This is a genomic window from Paenibacillus sp. J31R120 (assembly GCF_056269225.1).
The window spans coordinates 323,495-336,649 of sequence record NZ_JBWDNN010000005.1; the positions used below are offsets into that span (position 1 = coordinate 323,495).

At 45.9% G+C, this 13,155-nt stretch carries 17 protein-coding genes; 2 read left to right on the top strand and 15 right to left on the bottom strand.

Going from position 1 to position 13,155, the window contains the following annotated elements; translation table 11 throughout:
* Positions 1-37: 37 nt before the first annotated feature.
* Entirely contained in the window at positions 38-1,720 is a 1,683-nt protein-coding gene (locus AC0YNW_RS19810) for a helix-turn-helix domain-containing protein (protein WP_475833425.1), read from the bottom strand.
* A gap of 196 nt (positions 1,721-1,916) precedes the next feature.
* The gene (locus AC0YNW_RS19815; RefSeq protein WP_475833426.1) at positions 1,917-2,927 is read right to left on the bottom strand and encodes an ABC transporter substrate-binding protein; all 1,011 of its coding nucleotides are present in this window, start codon (positions 2,925-2,927) and stop codon (positions 1,917-1,919) included.
* 294 nt (positions 2,928-3,221) lie between these two features.
* Between AC0YNW_RS19815 and AC0YNW_RS19820 the strand changes: the two genes are divergently transcribed.
* Positions 3,222-3,791: a guanylate kinase gene (locus AC0YNW_RS19820; protein ID WP_475833427.1), complete on the top strand. Its 570-nt coding sequence runs from the start codon at positions 3,222-3,224 to the stop codon at positions 3,789-3,791.
* A 152-nt stretch (positions 3,792-3,943) separates the two neighbouring features.
* On the opposite strand, the gene AC0YNW_RS19825 is transcribed toward AC0YNW_RS19820, so the two are convergent.
* Positions 3,944-4,273, bottom strand: a complete 330-nt coding sequence (locus tag AC0YNW_RS19825) for a winged helix-turn-helix transcriptional regulator (RefSeq protein WP_475833428.1) — start codon at positions 4,271-4,273, stop codon at positions 3,944-3,946.
* A gap of 170 nt (positions 4,274-4,443) precedes the next feature.
* Between AC0YNW_RS19825 and AC0YNW_RS19830 the strand changes: the two genes are divergently transcribed.
* Positions 4,444-5,034, top strand: a complete 591-nt coding sequence (locus AC0YNW_RS19830; protein WP_475833429.1) for an NAD(P)H oxidoreductase — start codon at positions 4,444-4,446, stop codon at positions 5,032-5,034.
* Positions 5,035-5,148: 114 nt separating this feature from the next.
* Here the strand turns inward: AC0YNW_RS19830 and AC0YNW_RS19835 are convergent, their stop codons facing one another.
* The 12 genes from AC0YNW_RS19835 to AC0YNW_RS19890 form a co-directional block, all read right to left on the bottom strand.
* Complete coding sequence (locus AC0YNW_RS19835) at positions 5,149-5,742, bottom strand: GNAT family N-acetyltransferase (RefSeq protein WP_475833430.1); 594 nt, start codon at positions 5,740-5,742, stop codon at positions 5,149-5,151.
* A gap of 6 nt (positions 5,743-5,748) precedes the next feature.
* A complete protein-coding gene (locus AC0YNW_RS19840; protein WP_475833431.1) occupies positions 5,749-6,357 on the bottom strand; it encodes a TetR/AcrR family transcriptional regulator in 609 nt (202 codons plus the stop codon).
* Positions 6,358-6,610: 253 nt separating this feature from the next.
* Positions 6,611-7,228, bottom strand: a complete 618-nt coding sequence (locus AC0YNW_RS19845; protein ID WP_475833432.1) for an acetate uptake transporter — start codon at positions 7,226-7,228, stop codon at positions 6,611-6,613.
* 188 nt (positions 7,229-7,416) lie between these two features.
* Positions 7,417-8,010 (bottom strand): YdeI/OmpD-associated family protein, encoded by a 594-nt coding sequence (locus tag AC0YNW_RS19850; protein WP_475833433.1) that lies wholly within the window; start codon positions 8,008-8,010, stop codon positions 7,417-7,419.
* A 74-nt stretch (positions 8,011-8,084) separates the two neighbouring features.
* The gene (locus AC0YNW_RS19855) at positions 8,085-8,504 is read right to left on the bottom strand and encodes an SRPBCC family protein (RefSeq protein ID WP_475833434.1); all 420 of its coding nucleotides are present in this window, start codon (positions 8,502-8,504) and stop codon (positions 8,085-8,087) included.
* Positions 8,501-8,830 (bottom strand): ArsR/SmtB family transcription factor, encoded by a 330-nt coding sequence (locus AC0YNW_RS19860; protein WP_475833435.1) that lies wholly within the window; start codon positions 8,828-8,830, stop codon positions 8,501-8,503. Before AC0YNW_RS19860 ends, AC0YNW_RS19855 begins: the two co-directional genes overlap by 4 nt.
* Positions 8,831-8,881: 51 nt before the next feature.
* On the bottom strand, positions 8,882-9,304 hold the full coding sequence (locus AC0YNW_RS19865; RefSeq protein ID WP_475833436.1) for a DoxX family protein: 423 nt from the start codon (positions 9,302-9,304) through the stop codon (positions 8,882-8,884).
* Positions 9,305-9,611: 307 nt separating this feature from the next.
* The gene (locus tag AC0YNW_RS19870; protein WP_475833437.1) at positions 9,612-9,878 is read right to left on the bottom strand and encodes a hypothetical protein; all 267 of its coding nucleotides are present in this window, start codon (positions 9,876-9,878) and stop codon (positions 9,612-9,614) included.
* 11 nt (positions 9,879-9,889) lie between these two features.
* Positions 9,890-10,126: an SRPBCC family protein gene (locus tag AC0YNW_RS19875; protein ID WP_475833556.1), complete on the bottom strand. Its 237-nt coding sequence runs from the start codon at positions 10,124-10,126 to the stop codon at positions 9,890-9,892.
* Between the two features lie 670 nt (positions 10,127-10,796).
* Positions 10,797-11,237: a hypothetical protein gene (locus tag AC0YNW_RS19880; RefSeq protein ID WP_475833438.1), complete on the bottom strand. Its 441-nt coding sequence runs from the start codon at positions 11,235-11,237 to the stop codon at positions 10,797-10,799.
* Between the two features lie 65 nt (positions 11,238-11,302).
* A complete protein-coding gene (locus AC0YNW_RS19885; protein ID WP_475833439.1) occupies positions 11,303-11,638 on the bottom strand; it encodes a hypothetical protein in 336 nt (111 codons plus the stop codon).
* A gap of 648 nt (positions 11,639-12,286) precedes the next feature.
* Positions 12,287-13,036, bottom strand: coding sequence for a metal-binding protein ZinT (locus AC0YNW_RS19890; RefSeq protein ID WP_475833440.1), 750 nt, complete (start codon positions 13,034-13,036; stop codon positions 12,287-12,289).
* Positions 13,037-13,155 lie beyond the last annotated feature (119 nt).

The window sequence follows — 13,155 nt, forward strand, 5'->3', positions numbered from 1 at the left end:
GGAACCACGTCCTGGGAGGGACGTGGTTTTTGTTTTCTCAGATGGCCAGCACCCGCATAATATCGTCAATTTTTTTGCTGTTCGAGATCACACCGTAATTCATCCAGGTTAAAAAGTCCATCTCGTAAGTCTGCCGCTTCTGTACAGCGGCAAGGCCTTGCCAATGCTGGCTGCTGAGCAGCATTCGCTCCTCGCCTGGCTGACCGCTATGCCATTTGTCGAACACCACAAACAGATGATCGGCGGACAGCCTCTCCAGTTGATCCATGGATAAAGCAATCATTGAACCGTCGCCAAAGCCAGAGCATGACTCTTCCGTCTCGGAAAGCCGATACGGCTGGAGACCCAGATCCTCGTACAGCACAGAAACGGCAAACCCTCCGCCGCAATCCGTATACATCAAAACATAGTCCGCCGATACGCGCAAAAACGCAACCGTCTCGCCGCGAAGCTTGCGGCGCAGCGCCACACGCGCAGCGTCCGCCTTCGCTTCATATTCTAGAAGAATGCGCTCCGCCAACTCCCCGCGGCCGAAAAAATCGCCAAAGCGGCGCAATACCACGCGCCATTCGTTCGTTGATTCAGGCAGCACGCAGGTATGGGAGATGCGGCGGCATTGCTTATACAGCGTATCATCGTAATGGTCCATAAGCAGGATTAGGTCGGGACGAGAATCAGCAATGGCGTGCAGGCTTGCCGTCGCCAGCTCCATCTCGTTAAACACGGGAGTTTGCGATAGCTGCAAATAATCCTGCTTGCCCCATTTGGCATGCCAATACTGGGCAACCGGCATAACTCCGAGCGCCACCAGAAAATCCTCCAAATAAGGCGCTACAATTCGCGGCTGCTCCCGATGATTCCGCCGGTATTGCCCAGGCGCGATGCCGATCGTCTGCTTAAAGCGGCGGCTGAAATAATATTCGTTCGCAAACCCGATCTGCTGCGCGATGCCCGACAGCTTGTCCTCCCCGGATACCAGCAATTGCTTCGCCTTGTCCATGCGCATATCGTTCAAATATTGAAGAGGCGACTTGCCTGTAACTTCCTTGAACAGACGCGGATACTTCCAAGGTTCGATCCATGCGATATCGGCCAGTTGCTCAACGGTGAGCGCATCGCTGTAATGCACGTTCATATATTGAATGGATCTGCCAATCCCCGCTGAAGCATCATCGGCCTCAGCGGCTGCCTGCCGTAATTGCTGCTCATGCCAACTGATGATCATAAGCAGCAGCTCCTGAAAACGCAAATAGCGGTAATAGAATTGTAGCGACGTGGCATCGAGACAAGACGGCTGCAGCAATTCCTCCACCAACTCGACGGCTTTCGCATAAGTCCGCAGCTCCAGCACTTGGCCATAGGGAACAGCGGCTTCCGGAAACTCAGGCTCCTCTATGAAGGGTCCTGTAATGACCTCAACCTGTTCGAATCTAAACTGAAAAGAAAAAACATCGTATTCGCAAACGGGTGAAAGCGCCATTAAGGAGATTTCCGCCGAATTCGCTCGCAGCCACACAAATTGCCCGGATTGGATGTCACCTCTACCTTTTTCACCGTCTCGTCCTTGCAGCCGCGCCGCTCCATTCCTGACGATGATAAGCAGATCGAATCGCGCATCCTGGCAAATCGCCGTTTCATGCTCCCGAATCCGGATATGCCGCGCTTCCCCCCATTCAAAACGGTAGCTTTCCTTTACGGCAATAAGACTATTTTCTCTCACCTTTCCCATACACTCCCGACCCTTATCTAGATACGGCGCCATATCAGCTCCGCAAACATTGATAATCGTTCTCATTAACATAATAAACAAAAAAGGACAGCTCTTCAACCTTTGTTGAAGCAACTCTCCTTTTTCGCCGGTGTGTCGTCTTCCCATTCGAGCGTTCATGCACTGGATTGGTTTAGCGAAACCGATACTACTTGATAAACAGCCCCTCCAAATCGTCCATCTTTTTCTGATCCCCGATAATCGCCGTCGTCTGCCAGTGCGAGCGCTCGACCTGGTAGACGTTGCCCTTCTGCACAGCGGGTACGGATTTCCAGATCGGACTGTTCATCATCTCCTCATAAGCTTGTGCTATGCCCTCATCCTCCCAAGTACCGTTGGACAGCAGCAAAATAATATGTTCGGCGTCGAGCTCGGGAACCGCCTCCATGGACAATACGCTATTTCCCTCGGTCAAGTTTTTGGCAAATTGCGGCGCTTGTATCCCCAGATCCTGATACAACAACTTGCCGATAAACATATTGTTGTAACTAAAAATATTAACCGACTTATCGGCGGAATTCATTCGCAACACAACGACTTTCTCATCCCCGACCGAAGCGGCCAGCTTGCCTTTCAATTCCTCCACCTGCTGATCGTATTTCTGCAAAACCTCCTCCGCCTTCTCCGGCATGCCGAGCAAATCGGCAATCACGTTCAACGTCTGGCGCGAATCCGTGAGCACGTCCTCTGGAATACGGTACGTCGGCGCAACTTTGCTGTACATTTCGTATTGGGCGTCATCTATGCCACCGGTAATAATCAAATCCGGTTCGGAAACAAGCAGCGCCTCCACACTTCCGGTAACGTCAAACAACGGCACTTCCAATCCCAAATAATCTTGCTTGCCCCACATCGGATTGAAATATTGCACGATCGGCGTCACACCAAGCGCCACCAAATAATCTTCGCGGTATAAAGCAGCTACGCGTTTGGGGTTTACCGGAATTTCCACTTCTCCGAACTCGTTTTTGACAATACGCGTTGCAGGTACGGCTTGATCCGCTTTATTGTCAGCATTTGTGCCCCCGGTAGGCTGGCCGGAAGCCGCTTCTCCGTTATTAATCCGATTACCGGCATCGCCGCACCCGGCCAACAGCCCGATACATACGGTGACGACAACAGCTGATTTCAAAAATGTTTTCCAAGCTTGCCTGATCATGATTTTACCCTCTCCCGATCTCTATTTAGTGATATTGATTATTATTATCAATAAAAACATTGTACGCTAGCCGCCCCGCTTCCTCAATACACATTTTTGTCAAAATCGTTTATAACAATTTAATCCTCCGAGGCAAAACAACAAATTTATATGCATTCATAGGCATATGCTCCCTAATCCTTCATCACAATAAGCCGCGTTAAAGCCGATAAATAGGATATAGACCTTCCTCTATCATTCTTCCATTCAGCTAATTAAATCAGCCTTTCCCAATGCCGAGAGGAGTGATCTCACATGAGCAAACCATATATCTATGTGTTCACTGGCACAAGCGGCTCCGGGCGAAAAACGACTGCGAGACTGGCGCTGAAGCATACCCGCATCACCCATCTTCCTTCCTACACGGACCGCCCGCCCAGAGACAAGGAGTATCCGCCTGCAGACTATCATTATTTGACGCCAGAGCATTTTGATGTGTTGAGCAAGCGTCACTATTTCTCTGAAGAAGTCAAAATCGACCGCTACCGCTACGGCGTTGCGAGCAGAGAACTGAATGACGCCTTGCGCGAGGGCCGAAGTGTCTATCTGATCCTGAATCGCGAGGGCGCGGATCGCATTCGCAGCCTGTATGGCGACAAAGTTGTTCGCATCTTTCTCTATGTTGAGAAGCGGCTTGTAAAGGAACGCCTTGAAGCGAAAGGCATGTCATATGAGATTATGAACAGCTATTTAAACCATTACACGGATGAGGTCACCTACCGCAAGGAATGCGAGCATGTCATTGAGAACGTCGATGCCGAACGTACCGCGGCATTCATTCGGGAAATTGTTGCGGGGTATGAGTCTAGAGATTTGGAGACATAAAGAAATGTCGATACCTTCTCAGCCCCATCAATTTTGATCCGCCAACCAAAATGGGGTTGTTCCGACAGTCGGCTCGAGCCCCATCCGAAGCCGATTTTGCGAGAGAAAGGCCCTCAAATGCCACTTTGTAGTGGCATTTGAGGGCCTTTCGTTTATTTGCGTACTTTTATATAATATTCGCCCCACTCTTCCAATTGATCCAATATTGATCTCAACGTTTTGCCGAACTCGCTCATTTCATAGACTACTTTCGGCGGCACCTGGTTATATACGGTTCGAGTGATGATGCCTGACTCCTCCAGCTCCCGAAGGGACTGCGTCAACACTTTTTGAGATAAATCCGGAATTTCCTTTCGGAACTCGCTTGTTCTCATGGGTCCACAATTAAGATAACATAAAATCAATAATTTCCACTTCCCCCCAATGACCTCCAACGTCGCTTCAGCGGGATTATTATATGTGTGGGTCGGTTGTTTTTCCAATGGTAAGCACTCCTTCAGAGCAAATATTAAAGGTTACCTCTCAGTTCCTATAGCACTTTATGGTTCTATAAGAACATAAAAGTGCGTTCTTCCTATCTTTTACAACATCCTGCATAATGCAATTGTAGCATAGACCATGTAAAAGAGTGGAGAAAGGAAGATGACGAATCATGAAAATACTGACTGTTGTATCACACCCGAGGGTGAATTCTTTAACCTTTTCCGTTGCGGATAGATTCACGCAGGGTCTTCTGAAGGCAGGTCACGAGACAGAGGTGCTGGATCTGCACCGCATCGGATTTGATCCAGTTCTATGGGAGGCTGATGAGCCAGATTGGTCCATAGATCGCAAGATTTATTCTCCTGAAGTGGAGAACGAAATCGAACGAATGAAGAAATTCGACGCTCTTGCCTATGTCTTCCCGGTATGGTGGTATAGCGTACCTGCTATGCTGAAAGGTTATATTGATCGGGTGTGGAATAGCGGCGTTGCATATGGCTCCAATAAGCTGGCTCATAAGCAAGTGCTGTGGCTTGCTCTCGCAGCGGAGTCGAAGGAAGGGATGGAGAAGAGGCAATTTGACCAAATGATGAATCATCAGTTGAATGTTGCGATAGCCGCATACTGTGGAATTGCCAATAGCCGTGTTGAGCTCCTGCACAACACGCTGGATTCCAACCCGGAAACACATGAAAGACTGCTGGCGCAAGCCTATCAGCTTGGATTAAATTATGACACAGTAAACGCTGCGTCCATATAAAACTAACTCATCGTCCATGCGGTAGAAACGCGGAATCGCAATTGTCCATTCAACTTGCGATTCCCTGATGCAATCCCCTCACTAGCCGCCCGGACGATGAGCTGCTATTGTGCCTCACTTTAAATATTTCATTGATATCAGGTGATTAATACCGTTTTGTTCGGCAAGCTTTTTCGGGAGCGCCTTTCTCTTGTATTCCTTGAACCCCAGCTTTTCATATAACCGGATAGCCGGAATATTCGTGTCAGCCACTTCCTCGATCAAGCACTCCTTGTATGACTTGCTCTCCAGGATATGAGCAATCAGCTGTGATGCCGCTCCTTGCCCTCGAAGTTCAAGCGCCGTACCGACGAACTCCAAGGAAATTTGATCTCCATTCGGGTTATGAAAAGGGACTTGAAATTCTCGCTTGAGAAACAGCGCTGCAAGTACTCCCTTGTACAAGCCCAGATGCTTGATCAATTGCTTCGCACTCAGCCTCACCGATAGCTCCGTTCCATCCGTACATGCCGCCATCGCCGCCACTTTATCACCCGACATGGCCAAGTAGAACTGACTCTCTACGAATATATGTGCAAAAGCTCTGGCAATCCGCCGCTTGTCTTTTGAAAAAAAACCAAGCCACTGTGTAAATCCGTCTGCGAATATATCAGCCATTTGCAATCTCACATCAACTTTTGCTTGATCCACTCTGATGATCATGAACATCTGTATTCAGCCCCCTTTTGTGAATAAAAAAGCTGTCAGGATGGAAGGTGACGGCATAACGAAGTCAGCCTTCATCTTCACTTTCATCTCAGCTAACCCCTGAATAAATCCAAAGAAGAACATAGCCATCTCATACGAATCACCATCGCCAAATTCACCTAACTCTTGCCCGCGCTTGATCAACTTGCTGGTAGCCATAATCAGGTTTTTGTTTACTGTAACCACATCATTCTGCCCATCATTAGTTTCGCCTATAGAATGAAACGACTGCGACATAAGAATCATCAGATTAGCCAGATCATCGCCGGATATCATGTCCTCATAAATTTCTTGGACAAAACCTCTCATCAACACAGAAGGCGATTCGTCTGATTCAAATCGTTCCGCAACCCGAGCGAGACCAGCTGCTGCAAATTCCGCCAGCTCATGAAATAACTCATCTTTTGTTTTGTAATGTCTGTACAATAGACCGATACTGATTCCGGCTTTGTCGGCAATCTCCTGCACATTCGTCATGCCGAATCCCTGCTGGGCGAATAGCTGCATCGCTGCGGATTGTATTTTAACCCGTGTCGCGTTGCGCATCTCTTCGAACTGCTCTTTTGTTCGCGGCATAAAGGCACCTGCTTTTTGAGTGAGTTTTTACTCATTATAAAATAAGGAGGCTGAATGTGCAATACTACAGCTTGTACAAATCTTTGTAGAAACATAAAAAACGCAACCTTTATTGGTTGCGCTCGCTCTTATCAGGCTTTCAGGGTGATAAAAATATACAGAAAGACCCGCAGGAGAACACTTGAAAGTATTCATCCTACGGGTCACCGTTCATCTGTTTATATGATAGCCCCTCTATTCAATAGTCGAGCTATTATTTTTTGAAGATTTTGAAGGGAGCACCCACCGGCAGAAACACTCGTCCAAAGTGTGTGTTCAGCACAGCAGCACCGCATCCATAGAAGGATACAATAGCAATGGCCAGTTCTGCATACGCTGCCAAGGAGTGAAAAGCTCCATTTCCTACCCCAAATGAATCCAAGCTTAATCCAATAAACAAGAGATCAATCCATACAAAGATGATAAACAGCACTTTGTTGGTTTCCATGGCTCCGATGGTCATAAAGAGCGTGAAAATCAGATAGCCAAGGAAGACAAAACCTAGCTGCCTCACATCAAGCCCGGATGCCAGCTCTGTCCCGAATACCCCCAGTTTAATCAGCCAGCTGGTTGCCATGCCAAACCAGAAGAACGCATAAGCGCCGAATGCCGTCATGCCGAATGTGTTGTTATGCTTGGCATCTTGAATGCAAGCGAACAGCTGAGCGAACGCACCGAGAAAAATAGCCCAAGGAATAACATAACCCAATCCAGAAGTGATGCCCAGCTTTTGCGATGAAGCAACCAGTGTGACGATGGCCAGACCGAATAATCCAATTGCACTGGGGTCTGCTGTTACGATTTTTACATGTTGTTGCGACTGTGATGTCATAAACTAAGATGCCTCCGATTTCTAATAAAACAATCAAGGACCTATTCTATCACATCACAATCAAACTGAATATATCCGTGTATAGATTGTCATATTTGAGCTCAGCCGAAAAAAAACGTCAGACCAGAACTTTAATAAAGTCCAGTCTGACTCTCTTTCCATTGCACCATCGTTACAAGGCAAAGGATTTAATCATCCAACCCTTTTCCATCCAAAATTTGCGGCAAATACTTCTCGATCCGTGCCTCCCGCGTCTTGGATTGTTTGGCTCCGGAGAAGTAGAAAAGGTACGCTCTTTGCCTTCCCGGCGTCAGGGCTTCAAATGCCTCTTTCAGCTCGGGAATCTCCACAAACTTATTTTCCAGTTCCTCAGGGACAGTATACTCTGTCGTCTTCTTGAATTCCACCTGCAAGCCGGCTTTCTCCACTTCAATCGCTTCATAAATATATTCTTTGATCATCAGCTGCATCTCTTCGATTTGCTCCACATTCGTGAACCGAATTTGGCGGGCCGCCTGTACGTTCTCCGTCTGCTGAATGAGGATTCCATGGGGATCTTTGAGCAAGGAGCCTTTATGGAACAGAAGCGCGCAATACTCCTTAAATCCGTGTATGATGACAACGTTTTTGTCCTCAAATGTGTAGCAAGGATGCATCCACTTGAAGTCTTCGGTCAGATCGCAATCGAGCACGATTTCCCGTAACGCTTCAAATTCTTCCTTCCAGCTCTTGGCCTTTCTCAAAAATCCGTCAACCTTGGCATTCAGCTTTGTTGTTGTCATACAGGAACACTCCTCATTCACTAGTAACAATTATGATCTTCAATAACATCCATTGTGCCTGTCGCTTTATTCAATTATACCAGCATCTTCTCAAGCTCGCCGCACCATTTGCTCCATCCGAACTTAGCTCCACCCAGTGCTTGCGAATTGGACAGTCCGGTTTGCTCCAGATGCAGATTCACCTCTCCGTTGCCTAGACCCTGCAGCGTCCATGTTACGGTATGCTTCTCTGCACCGCTGGACCAGGTGTAGGATACCCGGTTGGGCTCCTCGACGATCAGCACTTTACCGCTTATAACGCCATCCCACCATTCATTCGGCTGGGTGCGGAATTGGAACTGATGGCCTACGACGGGTTTAAAATCATTTTCCATCGGCTCCCCCGTATGAATATTGGCGATCCACTTCGACAGCTTCGTTGAATCGGTGATAGCCGACCACAGCCTCTCGATCGACGTCTTGTACTGATACTCCAGATTTAATGTTAAACTCATTCTTCTTCCTCCTCTAATAGTTGGTTCAAACGTTGCATATTCTTTGTCCAGAAATCGCTATAATAAGCCACCCAATCTTGCACTTCTTTAAGCGGTGTGGCATTTAGCCTGAATCGCGTTTCTCTGCCTACTTTCCTGTCGAGCACCAGCCCAGCTTCTTTCAGAATGGTCAAATGCTTGGATACCGCTGTTCGGCCTATCCCAAACTGTGCCGTTAAGTCATGAAGCGGAACCTCCTCTGCCTCTGCCAGCAAGCGGATCAAGCGGCGTCTGGTCGGATCGGCAATGGCATCAAATACATCCCTAAACTGGTTGTTTTCACTCATAACAGCCTCCCTCCATCATGTTCTGGAGAAGCTTTTACTATGGAATTGTCTCTAAAGCTTGCGGTTCTTCGGACGCAATGCCCAAGCAGCGATATTAAGGGCAGCATAAGCAAGCGGGAGGATAACATTGAAGCCGCTATCGCCATAATCGTTGGCGAACATATGAGACAAAGCCGCCCCCGTCATCAAAAAGAAGATGCCTGCATGTGCCCATTCTTTCAACCGAGGGAAGCCAGGTACGACGATCGCAATAGCTCCAAGCACCTTCCATATCCCCAGAATGGTCATGACGTATAATGGGAACCCGATGCTTGTCACTAGTTCGACGTTGCCCCCTGATTGCATAAGCTGCCCGATCCCGCTTAACATCATAGCTGCGGCGAGCAATAATACAGCGGTCCAATAAGCAATGATTTTGCTTCGGGACTGCGTTTCTGCTTTCGTGAACATTTCCGCGCCTATTATGTTGCTCATTTGCTTCCTCCTCGAAATTGCAGATTTTGATTGGACACCATTTGGTGTCTGTTTGATATTTTGATTTTAGGACACCTTTTGGTGTCATGTCAACATCATTTTTTATGCCCCTCGCAAAAAAGAAATCCACATGGAGTGGATTAACTCGCATGTGGATTTCTTCATCTCTTATAATGCATCTGTATCTTTTCTAACCCAAATATCTAATAACTCACTGTTCTCATTGAATCCATAAAATACAGTCACATCCGTTGCAAAGTATAGGCTCGAATAGATCCTGTACTCTCCAATATGCACCCGAATATGCTTAACTCCAATCATCTCCGCAGGTTTTTTTCTGGTGTGTAAATCCGCCATCGTTATCAATATATTCAATTCGCCAATCTTTTTTCGAATCAATATCTTGAATAACCTCCTCCATAGATGTGCCCGGCGGTGTCTGCTCTAGAAATCGGCTTCTTAGCTGGTCATCCGATGGAGTCAGCGGATTGCTTAACGTTCTTATCACTTCGAATAATCCAATGATGACTAGCACAATCAATACAGCTAACATCGCTTTTTTGACTGAAATCACCTCCGAAATCATCAATGCAAATAATCACACAAGCCGCCTTCTAAAGCATTCGTCCAATTATTATTGTGTCTATTCGTCACTTGCAACTTGGAGAACATGGAGTGTGTAATGATTAGTTCCGTCTTGCTTTCCTTCTGGACAAAATCAATCGTGACAAGCGTTTCCTCAGCGCCAGCTCCTTCATTAAGCCACTTCCAGGTGAACGAAAGTTTCCTATTCGGAACGATCTCCACATACCGGCCCGCCAGCGTATGAAGTTGTCATTGGGGGCTTGCATATGAAAGAGGAAGCTCCCTCCAACTGAAACCTCCATCTTTTCAATGGTCGTCGTAAAACCTGTCAGCCCCACCACTGCTCTAGCTGTTCTTTTTTCGTCCAAGCCTGGAACGCTCTATCTATGCTCGCGCTGTAAACGTGATGAAGCTTAAGGAGAAAATTCCCATCATGCATTGAAATCATGTATTGTGCCTCCCTTAGTCTTCTTTGGACTGCTTCCCCAAAAACTGTTCAAGGTTAAACACATGCTCCGTCCAGAACTTCCTTAAGTCCATTAACCAATCATGCAGGAGCTTGGCTTAAAATCCGTCGTACGTATGAAGAAATATCGTTCATTTAAAGGGAATTCAGGTAAAATTGCGCCGAACATACTGGAGAGGCATTTTCAAATGCGTCAGTATCAGCAAGCATTAAAGGAACATGGGGTCACACTGAATTAAAGGGCATGAGCCCGGTACAGAACCGAACTCATGCCCTAGAAGCAGCCTAATATACAGTGTCTAACTTTTTGGGGCCACATCAATACACACGCATGTGGTAAAAATTTTGATTTATCACTCAAGGCCATTCTTAGATAAACTAGAATACACCTTTATAAATACTCCTTCTAGCTAACGAACAATTTGATTTTTTTTAGCATAGTTACTTTTTTAATGGTTCACCATATTCAAATTTTTTCAATCTTATCTCATACTCAGTTAATAATTCTTGATCAGATAATGGTCTATGAGATGTCATTCTCCCTTCCTTTTTTATTACATTAGGAATTAAAGTGTCTTCGTTGCTTAATTTATCTTCCAAGCGATAATTTTCACTTCTAACCGTAAAGATTAGTGTTACTGACTCTTCTTCCTTAAATAATACAACTTCCTCATTCCCACTGGCCAAAGTTTGCCTCCACTTTATGTACTTATCGCCAGAGCCTTCACTCAATCCAAATCCATCATATTTAACAATTACGGTATCCTCTACAATCATTATTTGACCGTTAACTTCATACTCCAAGTAAAAAGGAAATTCTCCATACGTATAGGCAGGTTTGGGAGGATCTTCTCCTATTGAAAGACCGAAATATAACAACAATCATGGACCTGCAATAAAAGCGACAAGAAGAATAGCAGCTATTATTAGTATTATCATAAATTGCTTCAACCACGTCCCCCCTTAATTAATGCATTAATTACTGAGTCCATAGAATGATTGAGAATACCTTTTTTAACAGTAGTAATCCCCGATTCATACCATTTTATTTTGGCTTCTGTTGGAAGATACTTCACTTCCCCAACCATGGGAGTACCCAAAGTACTTGTTAGAATATCGCCAGTTACAATATAATGTGTCATTGTCTTTTTATAAAAAATTGCGTCCCAATATAATCCGTAGGTTGAAAGACTAGCTGGAGCTGGGTTGAAAGTGATTGCATTTGTTTTTGTTGCCACAGCATTAGCCGCTGCTTCTGCGCCACCTTTAGAATGACCTACCATAGTAATTTACTTATCAGCATACTTCTCCACAAACTTTTCCGCAAATTTAATTGAATCTCTCATGTCAGTAGAAAGACCAACTGGTTGTTGTATATTATTGACCCAATCTCCTCCAGTTGAAGTCCCTTTATTTACTAGCGCATATTCACGAACCCCTACGTCATTCTTGAATAAACCCCGATTTTTAGTCCTTCATCATTTGTATTTAATATCTTTAAGTATCCAACCACCTTCTAGAGCAGGCCCTCCTATATCTTTACTTGTTACAGTATATATTGCCTGTGCCATATAAGCAGCTTCAAGGGGAGAAGGAATATTCCCACTTGGATCGATAAATATTAACGGATTGTTATGCACGTACGTATAAAGATTCTGACTTAACGGATTCGCCTGTTCCCCTTCATACGTATCCTTAGTGATAAACCGCCAGCTTGAATCGTATATGCATAAGATCGACTACAAGATATGGTATTATAAAACGGCTATCGATCTCGGGACAGAGTCGGTCATCTCGCAAAGCAATTGTGTGTGGACATTTGATGAGTAAAGTTTGCGCCGACGTTTCCCACTGGTTCTGGTTTACCATAAATAAAAAACACGCCGAAGTTGGCGTGTTTTTAGGTTTGCAATCACTGAGCCGGGAAAAGACTAGTGCGCCATCATCTCATGCGCAATGCTGTGGCCATCCATGCTGGACGGATAATAAGTCGGCCAGTTGATCACTTCCTTCAGCAAAGCTTGGCGATCATCTCCCCAGTACAGATGGTAGTGGCCGGATTTGACCGGAGAAATACGGTGATCACTGAATTGTATGTAAGTAGGCAACCCATCGACAGCTTCAACCGATTTGAAAATAAACCGCACCCCGCGGTTTCCCGCTTCATATGTCAGTATCTCGTATCCGTCGGATTGGTATTTGCCTGAATACTCCTTGCCATTCTTGAAAAAGGTAACGGTATCGCCAGCGATAACAATGCGTTCCGTATCGGTTTTGTAGCCAACCTCGTAGTATTCCTTATACTCTGCTGCCGTCATTTTTGCGGTATCCGCAGCTTTGTGAGCGAACACTTCATCCAGCGTTCCATCCAGCAAATACGTATACACAGACTGCCAATCCCCTTCCCAATCCGCTAACGTGCGACCCTGAACCTGGCTGTCCTCGAAATATCCCTTGTATATCGCTGCTTCCTCTTCATCATGGTCGTGGCTATGCTCGTGGTCGTGATCATGGTCGTGATCGTGGTCGTGATCGTGGTCGTGCTTGTTGCTGCTTTCATGAATTTCAATTTCTGGCGCTGTTTCCTTCGATGGATTGCCGTTAGTGTTCGAGCTCTGGCAGCCTGCAAGCAATACCCCCAATGCCACTACAAAAATTCCTGTTCTAATTGTCTCTTTCATTTTTTCTCTCCTCCACTAATAGTAATGTTTACTATTAAGGATTATACGTAGGTTAGGGAGATCCGTCAATATAAATCGTAATGATTACTAACATATCACTTTACTCGCTTTAGGAATTT

Bases quoted from the DNA above. Each gene is read 5' to 3' on its own strand.
- AC0YNW_RS19815 (WP_475833426.1), bottom strand. From the start codon at position 2,927: ATGATCAGGCAAGCTTGGAAAACATTTTTGAAATCAGCTGTTGTCGTC.
- AC0YNW_RS19820 (WP_475833427.1), top strand. From the start codon at position 3,222: ATGAGCAAACCATATATCTATGTGTTCACTGGCACAAGCGGCTCCGGG.
- AC0YNW_RS19830 (WP_475833429.1), top strand. From the start codon at position 4,444: ATGAAAATACTGACTGTTGTATCACACCCGAGGGTGAATTCTTTAACC.
- AC0YNW_RS19835 (WP_475833430.1), bottom strand. From the start codon at position 5,742: ATGTTCATGATCATCAGAGTGGATCAAGCAAAAGTTGATGTGAGATTG.
- AC0YNW_RS19840 (WP_475833431.1), bottom strand. From the start codon at position 6,357: ATGCCGCGAACAAAAGAGCAGTTCGAAGAGATGCGCAACGCGACACGG.
- AC0YNW_RS19845 (WP_475833432.1), bottom strand. From the start codon at position 7,228: ATGACATCACAGTCGCAACAACATGTAAAAATCGTAACAGCAGACCCC.
- AC0YNW_RS19850 (WP_475833433.1), bottom strand. From the start codon at position 8,010: ATGACAACAACAAAGCTGAATGCCAAGGTTGACGGATTTTTGAGAAAG.
- AC0YNW_RS19855 (WP_475833434.1), bottom strand. From the start codon at position 8,504: ATGAGTTTAACATTAAATCTGGAGTATCAGTACAAGACGTCGATCGAG.
- AC0YNW_RS19860 (WP_475833435.1), bottom strand. From the start codon at position 8,830: ATGAGTGAAAACAACCAGTTTAGGGATGTATTTGATGCCATTGCCGAT.
- AC0YNW_RS19865 (WP_475833436.1), bottom strand. From the start codon at position 9,304: ATGAGCAACATAATAGGCGCGGAAATGTTCACGAAAGCAGAAACGCAG.
- AC0YNW_RS19885 (WP_475833439.1), bottom strand. From the start codon at position 11,638: ATGGTAGGTCATTCTAAAGGTGGCGCAGAAGCAGCGGCTAATGCTGTG.
- AC0YNW_RS19890 (WP_475833440.1), bottom strand. From the start codon at position 13,036: ATGAAAGAGACAATTAGAACAGGAATTTTTGTAGTGGCATTGGGGGTA.